Here is a 23,361-nt window from a genome sequence, read left to right as displayed (position 1 = left end):
TCCGCGTGCCCGCGCACGCCGTCGACACCGGTGCCCTCCCGCATGGCGGCGACGAACTGGGGGCCAGGCAGAGATGCAGACGCCGGACGGACTTCCCGCCGAGATCGACCTGAGCCGGCCCAGCGCCGCCCGGGTCTACGACTACTTCCTCGGCGGCGCGCACAACTTCGAGATCGACAGGCGGCTCGCCGAGCAGATCGCCGGCATGACCCCGAACCTCGCGGCCACCATGCGCTCCGGCCGGGAGTTCCTGCGCCGCGCCGTGCGGGTGCTGCTCGACGCCGGCATCGACCAGTTCCTCGACATCGGCTCGGGCATCCCCACCGTCGGCAACGTCCACGAGGTCGCCCAGGCCGCCGACCCGCAGGCCCGCATCGTCTACGTCGACATCGACCCGGTAGCGGTGGCGCACAGCCGCGAACTGCTCACCGGCAACGACCGGGCCGTCGCCGTGCACGCCGACCTGCGGGAGCCGAAGCTGATCCTGGACGAGGCCCGGTCCAGCGGCCTGATCGACTTCGACCGTCCGTTGGGCATCCTGCTCGCCGGGGTGGTGCACTTCGTCCCCGACGCCGACCGCCCGGCCGACGTCCTCGCCACCCTGCGGGCCGCCGCCGCACCCGGCAGCTTCCTGGTCATCTCCCACTCCACCTTCGAGGACCAGCCCCAGGAGATGCTCGACGCGCAGCGGCTCTCGGCCCGCACCGACACCGAGATCACCCTGCGGTCCCGCGCCGAGATCACCGGCTTCTTCGGCGACTGGACGCTGCTTGAGCCGGGTGTGGTGCACATGCCGTTGTGGCGGCCCGACTCCCCGTCCGACGTGGACGACCACCCCGAGCGGTTCGGGGCGTTCGGCGGCGTCGCCCGGTACGACCGTTCCGCCGGCTGAGCCGACCATGTCCGCCGTTCCGGACCCCGGCGGCACCGACGCGTCCCGTCCGGGCGCGCAGGGCTACGCCGCCGACTGGGCACGGGCGGTACGCCGGCTCGGGTTCGTGCCGATGAGCACGGACGAGACCGAGCGGCTGCTGCTGGCGCACACCGTACGGCTGGCGCAGGCCCTGCTCGCCGAGGAGTTCTCCGCCGCCCCGGCGGAGGAGGTGGGCCGGGCGCTGGTGGAGGCGCACCTGACCGAACCGCGCATCCTGGACTGGTCGGTGCGGGCGCTCGGCGAGCAGTTGCCGCAGCGGGTGCTGCCCCCGGACGACCCGCCGCCCGACCTGCCCGTCCGGGTGGCCGCGTTGCAGGGTGGGCTGGCCGCCGGGTTCGGCCGGGCGCTGCGCGACCGTACCTTCAGCCAGCAGGAGCGGATCGCCCGCTCGGCCTGGCAGGCGCGGGATTCGGTGGAGCGGGCGTTGCGTGACAGCGAGGCCCGGTTCCGGGCGGTCTTCACCGGGGCGGTCATCGGCATCGGCCTCGCCGGCATCGACGGTCAGATCATCGAGGTCAACCAGTCCTTCGCCGACATGCTCGGCTACACCCCGGAGGAGCTGCGGCAGACCAACGTCTCGGCGCTGTTCCATCCCGACGACGCGGCCGGGATGTGGGAGATGTACCAGGAGCTGATCGAGGGCAAGCACGACAGCGTCCGGGTGGAGAAGCGCTACTACCGCAAGGACGGCAGCGTCGTCCTGACCGACCTGGCCGTCTCGCTGATCCGGCACGACGACGGCCGCCCCCGGTTCACGGTCGCCATGATCGAGGACATCACCCAGCGGTACGAACTCCAGCAGCGGCTGCGGTTCCAGGCCCTGCACGATCCGCTCACCGGCCTGCCCAACCGGACGCTGTTCTTCGAGAAGCTCGGCCAGGTCTTCGCCGACGCCGGGCCCGAGCAGCGGATCGGCGTCTGCTTCCTCGACCTGGACGGCTTCAAGGCGGTCAACGACAGCCTCGGCCACGACCTCGGCGACCGGCTGCTGGTCACCATCGCCCGGCGGCTGTCCGACTGTGTCATCGGCCAGGGGCACCTGGTGGCCCGGATGGGTGGCGACGAGTTCGTCATCCTGGTCAACGGCGGCGAGGGCATCGACGACGCGGTCGGTGTCGCCGAGTTGGCGCTCGCCGCGGTGGCCGCGCCGGTGCTCGTCGGCGACCATCAGCTCGCCGTCTCGGCGAGCGTGGGTGTGGTCGAGTGCCCGGCCAGCGAGACCAGCGTGTCCGAGCTGATGAAGGCCGCCGACACCACGCTGTACTGGGCGAAGGCGGAGGGCCGGGGCCGCTGGGCGGTGTACGACCCGGAGCGCAGCGCCGCCGACATCGCCCGGTCCGCGCTGGCGGCGGGCCTGCCGGCGGCACTGGACCGGGGCGAGTTCGTGGTCCACTACCAGCCGATCGTCTCCCTGCTGGACGGCTCGATGCTCGCGGTGGAGGCGCTGGTGCGCTGGTCCCACCCGGAGCTGGGCCTGGTCGGCCCGGACCGGTTCATCGGCCTGGCCGAGGAGACCGGGCTGATCGTCAGGCTGGGCGAGTGGGTGCTGCGGCAGGCGTGCCGCGACGCCCGCGCCTGGCACCGGGAGTTCCCGGAGGCGAAGCTGGTGGTCAGCGTCAACCTGGCCGCCCGGCAGGCCGACGATCCGGCCATCGTGGACACCGTCGCCAGCGCGCTGAGCCGCAGCGGCCTGCCGGCGGAGCTGTTGCAGCTGGAGCTGACCGAGAGCGCCGTGATGGGCACCGCCGGGGAGCCGTTACGGTCGTTGTACCGGTTGGCGGATCTGGGCGTACGGCTGGCCATCGACGACTTCGGCACCGGCTACTCGAACCTGGCGTACCTGCGGCGGTTGCCGATCCACTGCCTGAAGCTGGCCGGTCCGTTCGTCGAGGGCATCCGGGGTGACGGCGGCGACTCGTCTCCGGACCACCGGGACGAGCGGATCGTCGACGCCCTGGTCCGGTTGGCGCACGCGCTGGAGCTGTCCGTGACCGCCGAGGCGGTGGAGACCGGGGAGCAGGCCGAACGGTTGCGGGCGTTGCGCTGCGACACCGGCCAGGGCCGCTGGTTCGGGCCGCCCGCCCCGGCCGACCAGATCACCGCCCGGCTGCGCGGGGAGACGACGGAGTGACCTGCCCCCGGCCCGGTCGGGGGCGTCGTCGACGGCGCGGTGGTGACCGGGGCGTGGTCGTTCGGGGTGGGGTGGCCGCAAGCGGCCGGTCGGGTACGGGTGGCCGGCGGGGAGGCCGGTGCTCTGGCATGGTGACGACGTGACCGGGACGGGACCGGGCGGGGGAGAGGTGGCGGGGTGAGCCTGACCGATGGTGGGGCGGCGGTCTCGGTGGTCGCGGCGATCGCGATCGTGGCCGGGCTGGCCGGGGTGGTGGTGCCCGGCCTGCCGGCGCTGCCGCTGTGCTGGGGCGGGGTGCTGCTCTGGGCGCTCTTCGGCGGTGCCGGGCCGGGACGCTGGGCGGTGCTCGCCGCCGCCACCGTGGTCGCCGCGGGCGGTGCCGTGATCAAGTACGCCTGGCCGGGGCGCAACCTCAAGCGAACCGGGGTGCCCACGTCGTCGCTGCTCGTCGGGGGTCTGCTCGGGCTGGTCGGGTTCTTCGTCATCCCGGTGATCGGCCTGGTGATCGGTTTCGTCGGCGGGGTGTGGGGGGCCGAACGGCTGCGGCTGGGCAGCAACCAGCTCGCCTGGCCGGCGACCGTGCAGGCGTTGAAGGCGGCCGGCCTGTCGATGCTGGTGGAGTTCCTGGCCGGCCTGGCGATCGCCGCCCTCTGGGTGGCCGGCCTCCTGTTCACCTGACCACCCACGGGAGCGGCCGGCAAGATCGACTCTTCTGGGTCGATGTTGCGGTGTCCATGCCCGGCGGATGCCGCAACATCGGCCCAGGCGAGTCGATCAGGGCGGGAGTGGGAGGCGGAGCGGGACGCCCGTCGGGTACGGCACGACACCGTACGTGAGAGAGAGGTGGGCGTCCCGCGCCGCCGTGGTGCCGGGCTCCTGCCGAGCGCCCGGCGTCGGCCCGTCGCGATCGGGCCTGGTCCCGGGCTCAAGCATGCGTCGGTGCCGGACCCGGGGCAACCCGATTACCGCCGCCGGGGCGACCTGACCACCGCCGCCCGGGGCGACGCGAATTAACGAGTTCGGCACCGGCGACGGATTGACCGTCGTGATCGGCGGGACGAGACTCGGGCGCACCCGGGGATCACCCGGGCAGTACCGGGTACCACCTCAGGGAGGTGTGCTGTGGCCACAACGCCCCCGCCGACCACCGGGCAACCGCCGACCGCCGGGAACGGGCAACCGTCGACCGCCGGGAACGGGCAACCGTCGACCGCCGGGCAACCGCACGCGCCGGACGACGACGCCCGACGACTCGCCGAACTCGGCTACCAGCAGGAGTTGCACCGCACATGGAGCGGCTTCTCCAACTTCGCCATCTCGTTCTCGATCATCTCGATCCTGGCCGGCTGTTTCACCACCTTCGGGCAGGCGTGGAACAACGGCGGGCCGGTCGCCATCTCCTGGGGCTGGCCGCTGATCTCGCTGTTCATCCTGATCATCGGGTTCTGCCTGGCCGAGCTGGTCTCGGCGTACCCGACGGCCGGGGGGATCTACTGGTGGGCGGCGAAGATGGGCAGGCCGGTGCACGGCTGGTTCACCGGCTGGCTCAACCTGATCGGCCTGGTCGCCGTCACCGCGTCGGTGGACTACGGCTGCGCCACCTTCCTCAACCTCACCCTGTCGGCGCTCTTCGACGGGTGGGAGGGGACGCTGCGGCAGGCGTTCCTGCTGTTCGTGATCATCCTGGCCCTGCACGGGCTGATCAACATCTTCGGGCACCGGATCATCGACGTACTCCAGAACGTGTCGGTCTGGTGGCACGTGGCCGGCGCCGCCGCCGTGGTGGCCATCCTGCTGGTGGTGCCCGACCGGCACCAGAGCTTCCAGTTCGTGTTCACCGAGCGGTTCAACAACTCCGGATTCGGTGACGGCGACACCGGTGGGTTGACGTTCTGGTTCTACGTGCTGCCGCTGGGATTCCTGCTCACCCAGTACACGATCACCGGATTCGACGCCTGCGCGCACGTGTCCGAGGAGACCCGGGGCGCGTCGCAGGCCGCCGCCAAGGGGTTGTGGCGGTCGATCTTCTATTCGGCGGTGGGCGGGTGGATCCTGTTGCTGGCGTTCCTGTTCGCCGCCACCGACGTGGACGCGATCAACGCGGCCGGCGGATTCTCCGGCGCCATCTTCGAATCCGCGCTGACCCCGTTCTTCTTCAAGACGGTCATCATCATCTCCACCATCGGGCAGTTCTTCTGCGGAATGAGCTGCGTGACCTCGATGAGCCGGATGACGTACGCGTTCAGCCGGGACCGCGCGGTGCCCGGCTGGCGGCTGTGGTCCAAGGTCGACCGCAACGGCACCCCGGCCAACGCGATCATCGGGGCGACGCTGGCCGGCCTGGTGCTCACCCTGCCGGCGCTCTACCAGAGCGACGGCGTCCCGGTCGCCTTCTACGCGGTGGTGTCGGTGGCGGTGATCGGCCTCTACCTGTCCTTCGTCATCCCGATCGCGCTGCGGCTGCGCCTCGGCGACCGGTTCGAACCGGGGCCGTGGACGCTGGGCCGCAAGTACAAACTGTTCGGCTGGGTCGCGGTGGTCGAGATCGTGATCATCTCGGTCTACTTCGTGCTGCCGATCGTGCCGGCCGGGGTGCCCGGCAACGACGGGTTCAGCTGGTCGGCGGTGAACTACGCGCCGCTGGCCGTCGGCGGGGTGCTGCTCGGGGTGGGCATCTGGTGGTACGCCTCGGCCCGGAAGTGGTTCACCGGCCCGCGCCGGACGGTCGACGTACCGGCGGCACCGGCGGCGGACGCCGCACGGGTCGACGGGCCGGCCTGACCACCAGCCCTCCGGGGCGACGACGGACAGCCCCCGGCCGGGGCCCTGAAGGGTTCCGGCCGGGGGCCGCCCGGCGACCGTCAGAGGTACGCGCTGTTGCTGAGGGTGAGCGGGATGAAGGTGGTCGGGCCGCCGTAGTTCCAGGTGATGAAGGCGTCCGCGCCCGTCTTGTACTCGCCGGTGGACCGGGGGTACTCGGTGTCGACGGTGCCGAGGACGGTGCTGTAGGCCGTCTTGGTGTTGTAGGTGACCTGCGTGTTGTAGCGGAACAGGGCGACCTCGACCTGGATCGCGTAGACGGGATAGGTGCACTGCACCGACGCCAGGCCCTCCTCACCGCCGCCGTACGGGCCGCCGTAGTAGACGAACGGGGTGCTCGGGGTCAGCGTGCAGGTGACGGTGATGGAACCGACGGTCCCCGTCACCGAGGTCGAGGCGAGGGTGCCGGAGGAACCCGCCGACACGCCGGTGGCTCCGGTGGACAGCGGCGCGAGGCGACCGGCCCGCGCGCCACCGGTGGCGGACGATCCCGCCGCCGGCTGCGCGGCGTCGGCTCCGGCGGTGCGGGGGGCCGCCTGGGTCGGGCCGGCCACCGCGAGCAGCGCGGCGGAAACGGCGATCGCCACCAGGGCGGCGAGGGCCCGGGGCTTCCCACTGGGACGTACTCTCGTCATTACGCGTCCTTCGGTGCGTCGTGATGGAGCAGTTCGGGTGTTTCTGGGCCGGCCGGCCCGGTGCGACCGAGGGGGCCGAACATCCACGCTCCGGTGACCTGTCGACGCATTGCGCGCGAATACGCGGCGGGTCAGGGGAAGTGGTCGTGCGGATCGGCCGACGAAGTGCCGTGCGTCGCACCGGCCGGCTCAAATTCTGGCAAGGGTTCCAACTTTCACGCAAGGTCGCCGTGCGATTACCGATCGGTGTGGCCGGCTATGTGTCCGAACGGATGAGTGGCGTGTCGCGGCGCTTCTTTCCCGCCTTTGGGAAAAGCATTTCCGTCGTTGTGCGTACGACAATTTCCGCTCGTTTCGCGCGTCGGGGTCGCGTCCGGCTCCGGGCCACGGGCGGGCCCTCGCAGGCCGGGCCGCCGTCTCCGGACCGGGTCCGACCGGGCACCCGGGTCAGGGGTTTGCCGGCCCGCCCGGACGGGGCATTGACGGTGATCCGCTCGGCCGGTAGACCTTGGTGATGGAGGCGCACGGATGAGGAAAGCCCCGCTCACGTTGGAACAGCTCCGGGTCGCCGTCGCCGATGGCGAGATCGACACGGTGGTGCTCGCCCTGACCGACATGCAGGGCCGCCTCCAGGGCAAACGGTTCCACGCCCCGTTCTTCCTCGACCAGGTCGTCGCCAACGGCAGCGAGGGCTGCAACTATCTGCTCGCGGTGGACGTCGACATGAACACCGTCGACGGGTACGCCATGTCGAGCTGGGAACGCGGCTACGGCGACTTCGCCATGCGCCCCGACCTGTCCACCCTGCGCCGGATGCCGTGGCAGCCGGGCAGCGTGCTGCTCCTGGCCGACCTGGAGTGGCTCGACGGCTCCGGCCCGGTGGTCGCCTCGCCCCGGCAGATCCTGCGCCGGCAGCTCGACCGGCTGGCCGACCACGGGCTGACCGCGTACGCCGGCACCGAGCTGGAGTTCGTCCTCTACCGCGACTCGTACGAGGAGGCCTGGCGGCGCGGCTACCGCGACCTCACCCCGGCCAACCAGTACAACGTGGACTACTCGCTGCTCGGCACCGCCCGGGTGGAGCCGCTGCTGCGTCGCATCCGCACCGAGATGGCCGGCGCGGGGCTGACCCCGGAGAGCGCCAAGGGCGAGTGCAACCTCGGCCAGCACGAGATCGCCTTCCGCTACGACGATGCGGTGGCCTGCGCCGACCACCACGTGATCTACAAGAACGGGGCGAAGGAGATCGCCGCCCAGGAGGGCGTGTCGATCACGTTCATGGCCAAGCCCAACGCCCGGGAGGGCAACTCCTGCCACATCCACTTCTCGCTGCGCGACGTCGACGGCCGCTCGGCGATGCTCGGCGACGGGCCGGCGCAGCTCAGCGTCACCGGGCAGCGGGTGCTGGCCGGGCTGCTCGCCACCATGCGCGAGATGAGCGTGCTGTTCGCCCCGAACATCAACTCCTACAAGCGCTACCAGCCCGGCTCGTTCGCGCCGACCGCGCTGCGCTGGGGCACCGACAACCGCACCTGTGCGCTGCGGCTGGTCGGCCACGGGCAGGGGATGCGGGTGGAGAACCGGGTGCCCGGCGCGGACGTCAACCCGTACCTGGCGATCGCCGCCCTGGTCGCCGGGGCGGTGCACGGCATCGAGCAGGAGCTGGAGCTGGCCGACGAGTGCACCGGCAACGCCTACGACGACCCGTCCGCCGAACGCGTCCCACCCACCCTCCGCGACGCCCTGACCCTCTGGCAGAACTCCGACATCGCCCGGTCGGCCTTCGGCGACGAGGTCCACGCCCACTACGCCAACCAGGCAAAGGTCGAACTGGCGGCCTTCGACGCCGCGGTAACCGACTGGGAACTAACCCGTGGCTTCGAACGCCTCTGACCCCCGCTGCGGCGTCGATCATGGAGTTGTGGTGGGCGACGTGTGGCGGTATGTGGTTCATGCGGGGCGCCACAACTCCATGATCGACGGGGAAAGGGGTGGGGTGTGACGCGGGTGGTTGATCCGGCGAGCGGGGATGTGGTGGGGGAGGTGGCGGCCACCGGACCGGGGGAGGTGGATGCGGCTATCTCGCGGGCTGCTGGTGCGTTCGAGGCGTGGCGTCAGGTGGCGCCGGGGGAGCGGGGGCGGGTTCTGCGGCGGTTCGCGGGGCTGGTGGACGCGCACCTGGAGGAGTTGGCGCGGCTGGAGGTGCGTAACTCCGGGCACACCATCGGCAATGCGCGGTGGGAGGCGGGCAACGTCCGCGACGTGCTCGACTACTACGCGGGGGCGCCGGAGCGGTTGACCGGGCAGCAGATCCCGGTGCCGGGCGGCTGGGACGTCACCTTCCACGAACCGCTCGGCGTGGTCGGGGTGATCGTGCCGTGGAACTTCCCGATGCCGATCGCCGCCTGGGGTTTCGCCCCCGCGCTGGCCGCCGGCAACACGGTCGTGCTCAAGCCCGCCGAGCTGACCCCGCTGACCGCGCTGCGCCTGGCGGAGTTGGGGCGCGAAGCCGGCCTGCCGGAGGGCGTGTTCACCGTGCTGCCCGGCCGGGGCGACGTGGTCGGCGAACGGTTCGTCACCCACCCGGCCGTCCGCAAGGTCTGCTTCACCGGCTCGACCGAGGTGGGCACCCGGATCATGGCCGGCTGTGCCGCCCAGGTGAAGCGGGTCACCCTGGAGTTGGGCGGCAAGAGCGCCAACCTGGTCTTCGCCGACGCCGACCTGGAGAAGGCGGCGGCCACCGCGCCGTACGCCGTGTTCGACAACGCAGGCCAGGACTGCTGCGCCCGCTCCCGGATCCTGGTCCAGCGCCCGGTCTACGACCGGTTCCTGGAACTGCTGGAACCGGCGGTCCGGGCCCTGCGGGTGGAGGACCCGGCCGCCGAGACCGCCGAGATGGGCCCGCTGATCTCCGCCGCCCACCGGGACCGGGTCGCGGGCTACCTCGACGGTGCGAGGGTCGCGTTCACCGGCAACCGGCCCGACGGCCCCGGCTTCTGGCACGCCCCGACGGTGCTGCTCGCCGACTCCCCGGCCGACCGGCACTGGCGGGAGGAGATCTTCGGGCCGGTCGTCTCGGTGCTCCCCTTCGACGACGAGGCCGATGCGGTCCGGCTCGCCAACGACACCGAGTACGGCCTGTCCGGCTCGATCTGGACCCGGGACGTCGGCCGGGCGTTGCGGCTGGCCCGCGCCGTGGAGGCGGGCAACCTGAGCGTCAACTCACACTCCTCGGTGCGCTACTGGACCCCGTTCGGTGGGATGAAGCGTTCCGGGCTCGGCCGTGAGCTGGGCCCGGACGCGCTGCACGCCTTCACCGACGTCAAGAACGTCTTCATCGGCACAGAGGAGTGACGCCAGTGCAGGGTCGGCTACAGGACCGGGTCGCCGTGGTGACCGGGGCGGGCAGCGGGATCGGGTTGGCCACCGTGCGGCGGTTCGCCGCCGAGGGGGCCCGGGTGGTCTGCGTCGACATCGACGACGAGGCCGGTGGGCGGGCCGCCGAGGAGGTCGGCGGCGAGTACGTGCACACCGACGTCGCCGACGAGGCGGCCGTGCGGGACCTCTTCGACGGGGTCGTGCAGCGGCACGGCCGGGTCGACGTGGCGTTCAACAACGCCGGCATCTCCCCACCCGACGACGACTCGATCCTCGACACCGGGCTGGACGCCTGGGAGCGGGTGCTGCGGGTCAACACCACCAGCGTCTACCTGTGCTGCAAGTACGCGATTCCGCACATGCGCCGGCAGGGCAAGGGTTCGATCATCAACACCGCCTCGTTCGTGGCGCTGATGGGGGCGGCCACTTCGCAGATCGCGTACACCGCGAGCAAGGGCGGGGTGCTGGCGATGACCCGGGAGCTGGGCGTGCAGTTCGCCCGGGAGGGCATCCGGGTCAACGCGCTCTGCCCCGGCCCGGTCGCCACCCCGCTGCTGATGGAGCTGTTCGCCGCCGACCCGGAGCGGGCCGCCCGCCGGCTGGTGCACGTGCCGATGGGCCGGTTCGGCGCACCGGAGGAGATCGCCGCCGCGGTGGCGTTCCTGGCCAGCGACGACGCGTCGTTCATGACCGCCGCGCAGTTCGTCGTCGACGGCGGCATCACCGGCGCGTACGTCACCCCGCTGTGAGCGGGCCGGCGGGTGGCGGCGCCGGGCCGTCCGGCCGCAGGGCGCGTCCGCTGATCGGCATCACCGGGTACGTCGAGCCGGCGAGCTGGGCCGTCTGGCGGGACGTGCCGGCGTCGCTGATCCCGCAGGCGTACGTCCGCTCGGTGACCGCCGCCGGGGGCCGGGCCGTGGTGCTGCCCCCGGACGACCTGGACGCCGACGTGGTGGACGTGCTCGACGGGCTGCTGCTGGCCGGTGGCGCGGACGTCGGCCCGGAGCGTTACGGCCAGCCGGCGGACCCGCGTACCGAGCCCCGGCCCGACCGGGACGCCGGGGAGTCTGCCCTGCTGGCTGCCGCCCTCGCCGTGGACCTGCCGGTGCTGGGGGTGTGCCGGGGCATGCAGTTGCTGGCCGTCGCGTACGGCGGGTCGCTGCACCAGCACCTGCCGGACGTGGTGGGTCACGACCGGCACCGCCCCGCCCCGGGGGTGTACGGGGCGCATCCGGTGCGGTTCGCGCCGGGGACCCGGACGGCGTCGGTGCTGGCCGGGGTGGACCGGGTCAACTCGTACCACCACCAGGCGGTGGCCGATCCGGGGCGGCTCACGGTCACCGGCTGGGCCGACGACTCGGTGGTGGAGGCGGTGGAGGACCCGGCGCGACGGTTCCTGCTCGGGGTGCAGTGGCATCCGGAGAACGACGACGACCCGCGCCCGGTGAGCGCCCTGGTGAGGGCGGCCCGGGACCGCTGACGCTTCCTGCCAGCTGGGAAACCTGTCCCGGAATGCGGTCAGCGGCGGCAGGATGACGGCATGGGGACCGTGTATCCGGCGCTGGACGGGCGACTGCGGGAGTTCGTCGAGGCGCAGCCGATGTTCTTCGTGGCCACCGCGCCCAGCGGCAGCGGGGGGCACGTCAACGTCTCCCCCAAGGGCATGCGGGGCACCTTCGTCGTGCTCGGGCCGCACCGGGTGGCCTGGCTCGACTACCACGGCAGCGGCGCGGAGACGATCGCCCACCTGCGGGACAACGGCCGGATCACGCTGATGTTCTGCGCCTTCGACGGCCCACCGAAGATCGTCCGACTGCACGGGCGGGGTGTCGCCACCCCGGTCACCGACCCCGGCTTCGCGGCGCTGCTGACCGACTTCCCCGAGCCGCCCGACGTGCACGCCGTGCGGGCGGTGATCGGGGTGACCGTGGACCGGGTCAGCGACTCCTGCGGCTACGCGGTGCCCCTGATGGACTACCGCTCCGACCGGGACCTGTTGCTCACGTCACACTCCCGGCGCACCGCCGAGGATCTGGTCACCTACCGGGCGACCAAGAACGCGGCCAGCATCGACGGCCTGCCGGTCTTCTGAGCGCCGGCCCCTCACCGTGCGCTGTCGGGCAGATGACGGCAGGATGAGGCACGGGTTACCAGCGTCCGTCGGAACCTGTGCGTTACGTTCCTGATCCGTCGGGGTAGAAGACGGACGCGACCGGCGTGAGCCGAGGCGTTCTGGGGGGCACGACCGGCCGAAGCAGGGGGCGCGGATGAGCTCGGCCCGTGGGGGCGAGGATGGCCGTGGGCTGTCCGCACCGTCGTCCGCCGACCGCGTACTGCCCCCGTGGCTGACCGGGGCGTTCGCGGCGGGCGGCGAGATGGGCGGTCGGCTGAGCGGACACGACTGGGCGGCCAGCCCGCTCGGCAGCCCCGACACCTGGCCGGCGGCGCTGAGCCACGCCATCGGCATGATGCTCTCCTCGCGGGCCCAGATCGTCATGTTCTGGGGCCCCGACCAGTTGGCCTTCTACAACGACGCCTACCGGCCCACCATCGGCGACAAGCATCCCGTGGCGCTCGGCCGACCCGCCAGGGAACACTGGGCCGAGACCTGGGAGGTGCTCGGCCCCCTGCTCGACGGGGTACGCCGCAGCGGCGAGTCCTACCGGGGTGAGAACCACCCGTTCCTGCTCGACCGGCACGGCTTCGTCGAGCGGGTCTACTTCGACATCTCCTACGACCCGATTCGCGACGACGACGGCAGCGTCAACGGCGTCTTCTGCTTCGTCAACGAGACCACCGGCCGGGTCGTCGGGGAACGCCGGCTGCGGGCCCTGGCCGAACTCGGCGTCCGGCTCGGCGCGGCCGGCAGCATGGCCGAGCTGGGGCGGGCCACGGCGGCGGTGCTCGACGGGCACCGGGCCGACGTGCCGTTCGCCCTGGTCTACCTGACCGACGAGACCGGTCGGCCGGTGCCGGCCGGGGCCAGCGGCGTCGATCCCGCCCGGGTGCCGGCCGAGCCGCCGGCCACGCTGGCCCGGGTGGCCGCCGGCGGGGTGGCCGCCGAGATCGAGGTGGCCGAGCTGCTCGGCGCGGTGCCGGACGACGTCGCCCCCCGGGCGCTGGTGCTGCCGCTCACCGCCACCAGCGAGCCCGCCGGGGCGCTGGTGGTCGGCCGGTCCGCCCGGCTGCCGTTCACCGACGAGTACCGCGACTTCCTCGGCCTGATCGCCGCGCAGGTGTCCCGGGTGGTCGGCCAGCAGCGGGTGTACGAGCAGGAGCGGGCCCGCGCCGCCGAGTTGGCCGCGCTCGACCGCGCCAAGACCAACTTCTTCGCCAACGTCAGCCACGAGTTCCGCACCCCGCTGACCCTCGTCCTCGGCCCGTTGGAGGAGATGCTGGCCGACCCGACGCTGTCCGCCGAGCACCTCGACCGGCTGACCATGATGCACCGCAACGGGCTGCGCCTGCTCAAGCTGGTCAACACGGTGCTCGACTTCTCCCGGCTGGAATCAGGCCGGCTGGCCGCCCACTACCAGCCCACCGACCTGGCCCAATACACCTCCCGGCTGGCCAGCACCTTCCGCTCCGCGACCGAGCGGGCCGGGCTGCGGCTCGTGGTCGACTGCCCGCCGCTGCCCGCGCCGGTCCTCCTGGACCGCGACATGTGGGAGAAGATCGTCTTCAACCTGCTCTCCAACGCGCTGAAGTTCACCTTCGACGGGGAGATCCGGGTCCGGGTGGTCGCGGTCGACGGCACGGCCCGGCTGGAGGTGGTCGACACCGGGGTCGGCATCGCCGCCGAGGAGTTGCCACACGTCTTCGAGCGGTTCCACCGGGTGCCGGGGGTCCGCTCGCGTACCCACGAGGGCACCGGGATCGGCCTGGCCCTCGTCCGTGAACTGGTCGAGATGCACGGCGGCACGGTCGCCGCCACCAGCCGGGTCGACCACGGCACCACGGTCACCGTGACCGTCCCGTTCGGCTCCGCGCACCTGCCGCCCGACCGGGTCGCCGCCGCCGCGCCGCTGCCCACCAGCGAGTCGGTGCAGGCGTCGCTCTATGTCACGGAGACCGCCCGGTGGACCGACCGGCCCGACCCGGCCGGTGACGGGCGGCCCGCCCCGGCCACCGGCCACCCCGCCCGGGGCGGCCGGATCCTGCTCGCCGACGACAACGCCGACCTGCGCGAACACGTCACCCGCCTGCTCAGTCCCGAGTACGAGGTGGTGGCCGTACCGGACGGCGCGGTGGCCCTCCAGGAGGCCACCGCAGGCCGGTTCGACCTGGTGCTCACCGACGTGATGATGCCCCGGCTGGACGGCTTCGGCCTGGTCACCGCGCTGCGCGGTAACCCGGCCACCCGGTACGTGCCGATCGTGCTGCTCTCCGCGCGGGCCGGTTCCGCCGAGGCGGTCGCCGGTCTCTCGGTGGGCGCCGACGACTACCTCACCAAGCCGTTCTCCGGCACCGAGCTGATCGCCCGGGTCCGGGCCAACGTCGAACTGGGCCAGTTGCGGGGTCAGATCATCCGCCGGCTGCGGGCGCTCGCGGACGCCGCTGTGGCGGTCAACACCGCGAAGTCGACCGCCGACGTGGTCCGGGTCGCCGCCCGGCACGCCCTGCACCTCGCCGAGGCGGCCCGGGTGTCGGTCACCACGGTCACCGGCGCGCGGCACGAGGTCGACGGCGGTGGTGCCAGCACCGACCAGCCGTCCCAGGTGCTGCCGCTGACCGGCAGCACCGGTGGGCAGCTCGGCGAGCTGCGGGTCTGGCGTCGGGAGGGCGACGGCACCGAGCACGCCGCCGTCGGGGAACTGGCCCGCCTGGTCGGCGTACGACTGGAGAACGCGCAGCTCTACGAGGCCGAACACCGGATCGCCACCACGCTGCAGCACAGCCTGCTGCCGCGTTCGCTGCCCCAGCTCCCGGGTGCGGTGATGGCCAGCTGCTACCTGCCCGGCAGCACCGACGTCGAGGTCGGCGGCGACTGGTACGACGTGATCGGCACCGGCGACGACGAGGTGGTGCTGGTCATCGGCGACGTCGTCGGCAAGGGCGTCCGGGCCGCCGCCGCGATGGGTCAGCTCCGCAACGGCCTGCGGGCCTACCTGCTGGAGGGCTACGACCCGGGGCAGGCGCTGACCCGGCTCAACCGGCTGGTCGGCTCGACCGAGCGGCAGTCGTTCGCCACCGTGTTCTGCCTCTCCTTCACTCCGCGCACCGGCCGGCTGCGGTACGCCAGCGCCGGTCATCCGTCCCCCCTGCTGATCCGAGGAGACGACGTGGCCTTCCTGCACGAACAGGCCCTCGGGCCGCCCATCGGGGCGCTCACCGGCACCGACTACCGCACCGTCGAGGGTGGACTCGCCCCCGGCGGTCGGCTGCTGCTCTACACCGACGGCCTGATCGAGGACCGGCGGGCCGGCATCGACGCGGCCCTCGCCCAGCTCCGGGCGGACGCCGCTGCCGGTGCCGGCGGCGGACACGTGGCCGACCTGGTGGACGCGGTGGTAGGGCGGGTCGACGGGCGCAGCCGGCACGACGACGTCGCGGTGCTGGCCCTGGAGGCCGCCGAGCTGAACCGGTTCGCGTTGCGGCTGCCCGCCGACCCGACCCGGCTCAGCGTGCTGCGCAAGCGGCTGGAGGACTTCCTGGTCGCGCACTCCGTCGGCGAGAACGACCTGTTCGACCTGATCGTCGCCGTGTCCGAGGCCGCCGCCAACGCCATCGAGCACCCGGTCGCGCCGGTGGAGCCGACGATCGTGGTCGAGGTGTCGATCGTCGACCGGACGGTGGTGGCGACGGTGCGCGACAGCGGCCGGTGGCGGGAGTCGACCGGGGCCGGGTTCCGGGGCCGGGGACTCGCGCTGATCGAGGCGCTGGGCGAGCTGTCGGTGCGCCGTACCGACGAGGGGACGGAGGTGTCGCTGCGCCGCCGGCTGGCCGACTGAGCCGGGCCCCGGGTCAGAGCGGGCGCAGCCACTCCTGCCCGCCCAGGCCGGAGATCTCCAGCACCCGGCTGACCTGCCGGGACGGGAAAACGGTCAGCGCCCCCGGGAACCGCCGGGCGAGCTGGACCACCGCGTGGATGGCGGCGGAGTCGAAGAAGGTGACCGCGCGCAGATCCAGGGTGACCTGCCGGGCCGGCTCACGGAGGGTGGTCTGGACCATGGTGTCCGCGGTGGCCATGTCGACCTCGCCGGTCACCGTGACGCGGACGTGGTCCCCGGTGTTCTCCGCGCGCGCGGAGAACACGGGCGGTTCGCCCTCCAGATCCACCCCGCCACCATTGCACAGCCCGGTGGTGGCGGCAACAACCGCCGGGCCGTGCGGGAGGCCCTCCGCCCTCCGGAGATAGGCTGTCGTCATGACCGTCCGTGCCCCGCTCACCCCCGGCACACTCTCCCCGTGGCGAGCGGTCCCCGACCACATCGCCCGCCCGGAGTACGTGGGCCGCAAGCAACCCCAGCAGTGGCGCGGCTCGCACGTGCAGACCCCGCAGACCATCGAGAAGATGCGGGTCGCCGGCCGGTTGGCGGCGCAGGCCACCCAGCTCGCGGGCGCACACTGCAAGCCCGGGGTCACCACCGACGAGATCGACCGGGTGGTGCACGAGTTCCTCGTCGACCACGGCGCCTACCCGTCGACGCTGGGCTACCGGGGCTTCCCCAAGTCCTGCTGCACCAGCATCAACGAGGTCATCTGCCACGGCATCCCCGACTCGACGGTGCTCGCCGACGGTGACATCGTCAACGTCGACGTCACCGCCTACCTCGACGGGGTGCACGGCGACACCGACGCCACCTTCTGCGTGGGCGAGGTGAGCGAGGAGGCCCGGCTGCTGGTCGAGCGCACCCACGAGGCGATGATGCGCGGCATCCGGGCGGTCCGCCCCGGCCGGCAGATCAACGTGATCGGCCGGGTCATCGAGTCGTACGCCAAGCGGTTCGGCTACGGGGTGGTCCGTGACTTCACCGGCCACGGCATCGGCGAGGCCTTCCACAGCGGCCTGTACGTGCCGCACTACGACAGCCCCCGGCCCACCGACATCATGGAACCCGGCATGACCTTCACCGTCGAGCCGATGATCACCCTCGGCACCTACCAGTACGACATGTGGGACGACGGCTGGACGGTCGTCACCAAGGACCGGAAGTGGACGGCCCAGTTCGAGCACACCATCGTCGTCACCGACGACGGCTTCGAGATCCTCACCCTGCCGTGACCGAGACCCCGGCGGCGCTGCGCGAGGCGCACCACGCGGACGTGTCCGGCGGCTGGCTGCGGCCCGCCGTCTTCGGCGCGATGGACGGTCTGGTCACCAACATCGCCCTGATCGCCGGGGTCGGCGGCGGTGGGGTGTCGGCGCACAGCATCGTGCTCACCGGCACCGCCGGCCTGGTCGCCGGCGCCATCTCGATGGGGCTGGGCGAGTACACCAGCGTCCGGTCGGCCAACGAGCAGGTCGCCGCCGAGGTGGCCAAGGAACGCCGCGAGCTGGAACGCCACCCGGAGGCCGAGGCCCGGGAGCTGTCCGACGCCTGGGTGGCCCGGGGCCTGCCGCGTGACCTGGCCGACCAGGTCGCCGAGGCGGTACGCCGCAACCCGGAGGAGGCGCTGCGGGTGCACGTCCGGGAGGAACTGGGTGTCGACCCCGACGAACAACCCAGCCCCTGGGCGGCGGCGATCTCGTCGTTCCTCTGTTTCTCCGTCGGCGCGCTGCTCCCGCTGCTGAGCTACCTGCTCGGCTCCACCAGCCTGGCGCTGGCGCTCGCCGTCGGCGGGGTGGGGCTCTTCGCGGCCGGGGCGGTGGTGGCCCGGTTCACCCACCGCCCGTGGTGGGCCGGCGGGCTGCGGCAGCTGCTGCTCGGCGCGGCGGCGGCCGGCGCGACCTACCTGGTCGGGATGCTCATCGGGGTGCAGGGCGGCCTCGGCTAGACCTGCCCGGTCGGTCGCCAAGGTCGGTCCGGCGGTGCCGGGGCTCAGCCGGTGAGCAGGTCGTCCACCGTGCCGTCGACCGGTCGGCCCCGGGCGGTCAGCTCCTCGGCCTGCCCGGTCAGCACCCGGCCCACCTCGGTCATGTCCGCGCCGGCCAGCCCGGTACGCCGCACCGCGTCGCCCGGGTCCCGGAAGTAGGTGCGGCTGAGCAGGCCGCTGACCGTTGCCGCCGCCAGCCGTGCCTCACCCAGCATGACCAGCGCCTGGTCGGTCTCGTACCACTCGGCGAGCCGGGCCGCGCGGGCGTGCGCCGCCCAGCCCCGGTACCAGGCGTCCCGGGCGGCGGTGCTGAACTCGGCCGGCCGGGCCCGGGCCAGCCGGCCCAGGTGCTCGTCGCGCAGGGTGCGCAGCCAGCCGGTCGGGTCGTACAGCGCGACGGTGGTGACGTACCGGTCGGCGGTCAGCGGCCAGGCCGGGGTCAGCGTCCGGGCCCGCCGCAGGTAGCCGTCGGCGTCGGCCACGGTCAGCGCCACCAGCACCCCGTCCACCCGCCGGGTCGACGGGGCCGGGCCGCCGCCCGCCCGGTAGGTGACCAGCAGCAGGTCGACCTCGGCGTCCCCGCCACCGTCGTCGTCGCCGTGCGCCAGCGGACCGTGCACGGCCACCGCGAGGATGTCCGCCGGGAAGCGTCGCCGCGCCGCGTCGGCCACCCGCCCGGCGACCTGCCAACGCGGATCGTCCAGGTCCACCCCGGCCGCCGGCTCCGGCACGGTCACGGCAGGTCGGCACCGGTCGGGGCCAGCCGGAAGATGTGGATCTCCCGGCCGCCGGCCCGCTGCACGTACGTCCGGTACGCCGGCCACTCGGTGACCAGCAACTGCCAGAGCCGTTCCCGCTCGGCCCCGGTCGCCAGGTCGGCGCGGACGGCGAGCCGACGTCCCTTGACGGCCACCTCCGCCTGCGGCCGGGCGAGCAGGTTGAGCACCCAACCGGGCTGGTGCCGCTGACCCCAGTTGGAGCCGATCACCACGAACCCGTCGCCGTCCGGCACGTACAGCAGGGGGTTGCTGCGCGGCAGGCCGGAACGGTGCCCGGTGGTCGTGATGATCAGCGAGGGGACCAGCCCCAGCGCGACCACCCGACCCCGGGTGAGCCGTCCGACCGCCCGGTCGACGGGGACGAGCAGGCGCATGGTGGCACCGAACCACGTGTGGTGACCGAGCCGCCGGGTGAGGGTTCCGAGTACGGGCACCCGGCCAGTCTGCCTGGTCGACGCGGTGTCCGCACCCACCGGCTGCCGGCGGGCCGCTCAGTCCAGCCGACGTTCGACCGTGAGGCGGGACCGGGTGAACAGGCCGGCACCGAGCATCGCCACCAGCGGCACCACCACCAGCACGCCGAGGGTCTGCCAGGGCACCACCATCGGGTACGGCGTCTGGGTCGGCCAGCTCTGCGCGTACTGGCGGTTCGTCGAGGTCAGGATGATCAGGGCGGAGCCGAGCCCGGCCGCGATGCCGAGCGCCGAGCCCACCACGGCGATCACCCCCGCCTGGCAGAGCGAGAGCACCCGGCGTACCCGGGGACTGGCCCCCACCGCCGCGAGCGTGGAGAGGTCCCGGCGGCCCTCCGCCGCGGCGAGCCCGGTGGCCACCCCGGCCGCGCCCAGGGTGATCACCCCGGCGCCGGCCGCCAGCAGGAGCAGCAACGGCCGCTGCTCCGAGCGGGGCGGACCCCGCTCGATCTGCGCCGACACCGGCAGCAACGGCCGCAGTGCGGTGACCACCCGGTCGAGCTGCGCGGCGGTGGGCGCGGACCGGGTGTCGACGGCGAAACCGACAGGCTCCGTGCGCAGACCGGCCCGGGCGGCGGCGGCGGGGGAGAGCACCAGCCGGTCCACCGGCAGCCCGTCGCGCAGCAGGTGACCGGGGAGGGTGACGGTGTTCACCACCGGCGGCCGGGAACCGCCGGTCGACCGGTCGACCCGGACCGTCACCCGGCCGTCGACCACGTAGCGGGGGTCGCTCACCACCACGCCACCGGCACGCAGCACGGCGGCCGCCGCCGCCACCTCGGCCGCCGGCGCGCCGCTGAGCACCCCCAGGGCGGTGCCGTCGTCGACCATGGCGGGCAGGTAGAAGCCGCTGACGATGCGGACCGGCGGGACGCAGCGCGGGTCGTCCAGCGCCGCGCGACGGGCCTCGGCCGTCTGGTACGACTCCGGGTCGTACGGGCATGCCCGGCCGGCGGGCAGCACCGGCGCGACCGTGCAGTAGGCGCCCGGGTCGCGCACCTCGGTGCAGCCGGGCGTCGCCACCGGCAGCACCGCGTCGGTGCCCAGCTCGGCGCGCACCCGCTCGGTGATCAGCGGCAACGGGGGCAGCGGTCCGGTGCCGTCGCGGTCGGCGCGCAGCAGCAGCACCCGGCCCGGCGGCATCCCCGGTTGCCAGTCGGCTCGTTCACGGGCGTCGTTGCTGGCCACGTAGACGCCCAGAGCGACGCTGCCGGCGACGGCGGCCATCACCGCGGAGATGGCCGGGGCGGCCGACGAGCGGTTGCGGCTGGCGTCGCGCAGCGCGATCCGGGGCGCGGGCGGCAGCAGCGGACCGAACCGGGCCAGCAGACCGATCAGCGTGGGCGTGCAGAAGACCAGGCCCAGCTCGCCCAGGACCAATCCGGCGAGGATCAACGGGGTGTCGCCCCTCGCGGCGCCCAGGGCGGCGGCCCCGCTGCCCAGCACGGTCAGCGCCACCCCGAGGAGAAGCCAGCGGCGGCGGTGCGGGGGTGCGGTCCGGCGACCGGCCAACCCGGCCACCACGTCCTGCCGGGCGGCGGCCAGCGCCGGGGCGAGCGCGGCCAGCACCCCGGCGAGCACCGCGACCGCCGCGATCGCGGCGAGCGCCGCCGGGAAGACCCGGTAGCCCCCGCTGCGCGCCCCCAGCACGTGCTCCTCGACCAGCGACCGGCCGACGAGCGCGGCGGTGACCCCGAGCAGCAGCCCGCACGCCGCCCCGAGCCCACCGAGGACCACCCCGTCGGCGAGCACGATCCGCCGCAGGTGCACCGGGTCGCCGCCGGCCACCGCGACCAGCGCCAGGTCCCGCCGCCGCCGCCGGACCCCCACGGCGAAGGCCGGGCCGACCAGCAGGACGACCTCCAGCAGACCGAGGCCGCCGACCAGCACCGTGTTGCTCGCCAGCACCGGATCGGGCAGGTAGAGCGTCGACCCGTCGGGGGAACGGGCACCCGGCACCGGATTCCGGGCGCTGACCAGCACGCCGTGCGCGTTGAGCCGGTCCACCAGCGCGGCATCCACCGGGCCGGGGAGGTCGACCAGCCAGCTCTCGTCGTAGCTCCGCCCGTCCCGGGGCAGCCCGGCCGGGGTCAGGGCGACGATCTCCCCGAGCTGGTCGGGGAACTCGACCACGCCGACCACCCGCCACCGGCGGGTGCCGTCGGCCGCGTCGACCGACCCGCCCACCCGGACGCCCATCCGGGCGGCGGCCTGCGCGCTCACCGCGACCTCGTCGGGTGCGGTGGGGACCCGCCCGGAGCGCAGCCGCACCGTCGAGCGGGCCACCGCGTCGGTCAGGTCCAGCGCCCGCCCGTCGAGGATCCTGGTCCGGTCGCCGATCCGCACCTCGAACGGCACCCACCAGCTGACCCGGCTGGCGCTGCTGCCGGCCGGCAGCAGCGCCTCGATCTCCGCCTGGCCCACCGGCCGGTCCCGGGTCACCTGCTCACCCGTACGGGCCCAGTTCGTGTCCCCCCAGGAGTCCTGGTGGATGGGGTTCTCCGCCACCCAACTCAGCTCGACGTCGGCGGCGCCGGCCCGCTGGACGAAACGCTCCTCCCGGGTGAGGTCGGCCATGTCGTAGGTGACCGCCACGAAGCTCAGCACCAGCACCGGCAGCGCGATCATCGTCAGCACCAGCGCGGTACGCCCCCGCGCCCGCCGTGCCTCCCGGCGGGCGATCCGCAGCGCCGCCCGCCAGGACCCGACCGTGCCGGCGAGCCGACCGGGCAGCCCCGCCCGGTCCACCGCGTCGGGCCGGGCTGCGCCGCCGTTCCCGGCCCAGCGGTCGGGCCGGGCGGGACGGGCTGTGCTGTCGGGCGGTGCCGGCCGGGGACGGGTGGACCGGCCGTCGGCGTGGGACGGTCCGTCCGGAGGGGGCGGGGCGCTCACCGGCCGATTCCGGAGAGCAGGTGCTCGACCCCGGCCAGCGGCGCGGTGGAGTCGACCATGACGCCGTCGCGGAGGAACACCACCCGGTCGGCCCAGCCGGCGTGCCGGGCCTCGTGGGTCACCAGCACCCCGGCCGCGCCCGCGTCGACCCGGCGGCGCAGCAGGTGCAGCACGGCCTCCCCGGTCTGCGAGTCCAGCGCCCCGGTCGGCTCGTCGGCGAGCACCAGCCGCCGGTCACCGACCAGCGCCCGGGCGATCGCCACCCGTTGCTGCTGGCCCCCGGACATCTGGTCGGGGAAGCGACCGCCGAGCCCGTCCAGGCCGACCTCCTGCAGCGCCGTCAGGGCCGCCCGCCGGGCCTGACGTACGCCGACCCCGTCGAGTTCCAGCGGGAGGGCCACGTTCTCCGCGGCGGTGAGGCTGCCGAGCAGGTTCAGATCCTGGAAGACGTAGCCGATCCGGCGACGGCGCAGCCGGGCCAGCCGCCGCCCGTCGAGCGTGCCGAGCGACTCCCCCTCGACCAGCACCTCCCCGCCGGTCGGCCGGTCCAGCCCACCGGCGAGGGTGAGCAGGGTCGACTTGCCCGATCCGGAGGGACCCATCACGGCCACCAGCTCGCCCGGTCGTACGGTGAGGCTCACCCCGCGCAGCGCGTGCACGGCGGCCTCCCCGCCCCCGTGGGTGCGGTGGACGTTGCGCAGTTCGAGCACCGCGCCGTCGGGACCGGTCACCGGTGTGCCTCCTGGTCGGCCCGCTCCACCACCTCCGGCGGTGACCCGCTGCGTGCGGTGGGGGCCGCCGGCCGGTGCCGGACCAGGCTGGTCTCGCAGTGGTCGAGCCAGCGGATCTCCGCCTCGGCCTGGAACATCATCGCGTCCAGCACCAGCCGCCAGGGCAGGTCCTCCGGCCGGTCACTGGTGTACTTGAGCCGGGTCAGCTCCTGCAATGTACGCATGGTCGCGCCACGCTGGGTCTGCACCACCGCCCGCACGTCCACCCCGGGTGTGGTCAGCGCCAGGGCCAGCTTGATGGACAGCTCGTCGCGGGGGCGGTCGTTGCGGCTGATCGGGGTGACGAACCACAGCGCCAGGTCCGCCCGTCCGGCATCGGTGATCTCGTACGGCCGCTGCCCGCCCTCGTGCTCGGGCAGCGAACGGACCAGGCCGTCGCGTTCCAGCCGGTTGAGGGTGGTGTAGACCTGACCGATGTTCAGCGGCCAGGTCGAGCCGGTCGACTCCTCGAACGCGGCCCGCAGCTGGTAGCCGTACATCTGGCCGCGCTCGAGCAGGGCGAGCAGGCCGTGACGGATGGACATGCGACGGAGTATGCATACCCCGTATGC

At 73.5% G+C, this 23,361-nt stretch carries 19 protein-coding genes; 12 read left to right on the top strand and 7 right to left on the bottom strand.

Annotated elements, in window-relative coordinates; genetic code table 11:
* Nucleotides 1-73: 73 nt before the first annotated feature.
* The 4 genes from ACN265_RS23820 to ACN265_RS23805 all read left to right on the top strand — a co-directional run bounded on the left by ACN265_RS23820 (nucleotide 74) and on the right by ACN265_RS23805 (nucleotide 5,846).
* Complete coding sequence (locus ACN265_RS23820; RefSeq protein ID WP_421409607.1) at nucleotides 74-892, top strand: SAM-dependent methyltransferase; 819 nt, start codon at nucleotides 74-76, stop codon at nucleotides 890-892.
* Between the two features lie 7 nt (nucleotides 893-899).
* The gene (locus ACN265_RS23815) at nucleotides 900-3,065 is read left to right on the top strand and encodes a putative bifunctional diguanylate cyclase/phosphodiesterase (protein ID WP_421409606.1); all 2,166 of its coding nucleotides are present in this window, start codon (nucleotides 900-902) and stop codon (nucleotides 3,063-3,065) included.
* Between the two features lie 177 nt (nucleotides 3,066-3,242).
* Nucleotides 3,243-3,743, top strand: coding sequence for a DUF456 domain-containing protein (locus tag ACN265_RS23810; RefSeq protein ID WP_357928451.1), 501 nt, complete (start codon nucleotides 3,243-3,245; stop codon nucleotides 3,741-3,743).
* A gap of 444 nt (nucleotides 3,744-4,187) precedes the next feature.
* The gene (locus ACN265_RS23805; RefSeq protein WP_421409603.1) at nucleotides 4,188-5,846 is read left to right on the top strand and encodes an amino acid permease; all 1,659 of its coding nucleotides are present in this window, start codon (nucleotides 4,188-4,190) and stop codon (nucleotides 5,844-5,846) included.
* Nucleotides 5,847-5,926: 80 nt separating this feature from the next.
* Here ACN265_RS23805 and ACN265_RS23800 read toward each other — a convergent pair whose 3' ends face one another.
* Nucleotides 5,927-6,520: a hypothetical protein gene (locus ACN265_RS23800; RefSeq protein WP_421409601.1), complete on the bottom strand. Its 594-nt coding sequence runs from the start codon at nucleotides 6,518-6,520 to the stop codon at nucleotides 5,927-5,929.
* 528 nt (nucleotides 6,521-7,048) lie between these two features.
* On the opposite strand from ACN265_RS23800, the gene ACN265_RS23795 reads away from it, so the two are divergent.
* From ACN265_RS23795 to ACN265_RS23770, 6 genes are all read left to right on the top strand, one after another.
* Nucleotides 7,049-8,413 carry a glutamine synthetase family protein gene (locus ACN265_RS23795; protein ID WP_421409599.1) on the top strand — a complete coding sequence of 455 codons (1,365 nt, stop codon included), beginning with the start codon at nucleotides 7,049-7,051 and terminating at the stop codon, nucleotides 8,411-8,413.
* A 114-nt stretch (nucleotides 8,414-8,527) separates the two neighbouring features.
* Nucleotides 8,528-9,874 (top strand): aldehyde dehydrogenase family protein, encoded by a 1,347-nt coding sequence (locus ACN265_RS23790; protein ID WP_421411603.1) that lies wholly within the window; start codon nucleotides 8,528-8,530, stop codon nucleotides 9,872-9,874.
* A 5-nt stretch (nucleotides 9,875-9,879) separates the two neighbouring features.
* The gene (locus ACN265_RS23785) at nucleotides 9,880-10,647 is read left to right on the top strand and encodes a 3-oxoacyl-ACP reductase (protein WP_204923873.1); all 768 of its coding nucleotides are present in this window, start codon (nucleotides 9,880-9,882) and stop codon (nucleotides 10,645-10,647) included.
* Nucleotides 10,644-11,378: a gamma-glutamyl-gamma-aminobutyrate hydrolase family protein gene (locus ACN265_RS23780; RefSeq protein WP_420119586.1), complete on the top strand. Its 735-nt coding sequence runs from the start codon at nucleotides 10,644-10,646 to the stop codon at nucleotides 11,376-11,378. Before ACN265_RS23785 ends, ACN265_RS23780 begins: the two co-directional genes overlap by 4 nt.
* A 60-nt stretch (nucleotides 11,379-11,438) precedes the next feature.
* Nucleotides 11,439-11,990: a pyridoxamine 5'-phosphate oxidase family protein gene (locus tag ACN265_RS23775; RefSeq protein ID WP_420119585.1), complete on the top strand. Its 552-nt coding sequence runs from the start codon at nucleotides 11,439-11,441 to the stop codon at nucleotides 11,988-11,990.
* A 175-nt stretch (nucleotides 11,991-12,165) separates the two neighbouring features.
* Nucleotides 12,166-15,849, top strand: coding sequence for a SpoIIE family protein phosphatase (locus ACN265_RS23770; RefSeq protein ID WP_421409597.1), 3,684 nt, complete (start codon nucleotides 12,166-12,168; stop codon nucleotides 15,847-15,849).
* A 13-nt stretch (nucleotides 15,850-15,862) separates the two neighbouring features.
* Here the strand turns inward: ACN265_RS23770 and ACN265_RS23765 are convergent, their stop codons facing one another.
* Nucleotides 15,863-16,177 (bottom strand): STAS domain-containing protein, encoded by a 315-nt coding sequence (locus ACN265_RS23765; protein WP_307826072.1) that lies wholly within the window; start codon nucleotides 16,175-16,177, stop codon nucleotides 15,863-15,865.
* Nucleotides 16,178-16,265: 88 nt separating this feature from the next.
* On the opposite strand from ACN265_RS23765, the gene map reads away from it, so the two are divergent.
* On the top strand, nucleotides 16,266-17,123 hold the full coding sequence (gene map / locus ACN265_RS23760; RefSeq protein ID WP_088645554.1) for a type I methionyl aminopeptidase: 858 nt from the start codon (nucleotides 16,266-16,268) through the stop codon (nucleotides 17,121-17,123).
* Complete coding sequence (locus ACN265_RS23755) at nucleotides 17,120-17,836, top strand: VIT1/CCC1 transporter family protein (RefSeq protein WP_204923878.1); 717 nt, start codon at nucleotides 17,120-17,122, stop codon at nucleotides 17,834-17,836. The genes map and ACN265_RS23755 overlap by 4 nt, the downstream gene beginning before the upstream one ends.
* A 44-nt stretch (nucleotides 17,837-17,880) precedes the next feature.
* Here the strand turns inward: ACN265_RS23755 and ACN265_RS23750 are convergent, their stop codons facing one another.
* Genes ACN265_RS23750 through ACN265_RS23730 form a run of 5 tightly spaced genes read right to left on the bottom strand, consistent with a single transcriptional unit; the run spans nucleotide 17,881 to nucleotide 23,334 of the window.
* Entirely contained in the window at nucleotides 17,881-18,612 is a 732-nt protein-coding gene (locus tag ACN265_RS23750) for a nucleotidyltransferase domain-containing protein (RefSeq protein ID WP_307826073.1), read from the bottom strand.
* On the bottom strand, nucleotides 18,609-19,088 hold the full coding sequence (locus ACN265_RS23745; protein ID WP_357928434.1) for a nitroreductase family deazaflavin-dependent oxidoreductase: 480 nt from the start codon (nucleotides 19,086-19,088) through the stop codon (nucleotides 18,609-18,611). The genes ACN265_RS23750 and ACN265_RS23745 overlap by 4 nt, the downstream gene beginning before the upstream one ends.
* Before the next feature lie 57 nt (nucleotides 19,089-19,145).
* Nucleotides 19,146-22,019, bottom strand: a complete 2,874-nt coding sequence (locus tag ACN265_RS23740) for an FtsX-like permease family protein (RefSeq protein ID WP_421409592.1) — start codon at nucleotides 22,017-22,019, stop codon at nucleotides 19,146-19,148.
* Complete coding sequence (locus ACN265_RS23735) at nucleotides 22,016-22,750, bottom strand: ABC transporter ATP-binding protein (protein WP_421409589.1); 735 nt, start codon at nucleotides 22,748-22,750, stop codon at nucleotides 22,016-22,018. Before ACN265_RS23735 ends, ACN265_RS23740 begins: the two co-directional genes overlap by 4 nt.
* Nucleotides 22,747-23,334, bottom strand: coding sequence for a PadR family transcriptional regulator (locus ACN265_RS23730; protein WP_204923881.1), 588 nt, complete (start codon nucleotides 23,332-23,334; stop codon nucleotides 22,747-22,749). Before ACN265_RS23730 ends, ACN265_RS23735 begins: the two co-directional genes overlap by 4 nt.
* Between the last annotated feature and the right edge of the window lie 27 nt (nucleotides 23,335-23,361).

Source organism: Micromonospora sp. WMMD730 (genome assembly GCF_049178955.1).
Classification (GTDB): Bacteria; Actinomycetota; Actinomycetes; order Mycobacteriales; family Micromonosporaceae; genus Micromonospora; species Micromonospora wenchangensis.
This window is presented reverse-complemented; position numbering and strand designations above follow the sequence as displayed.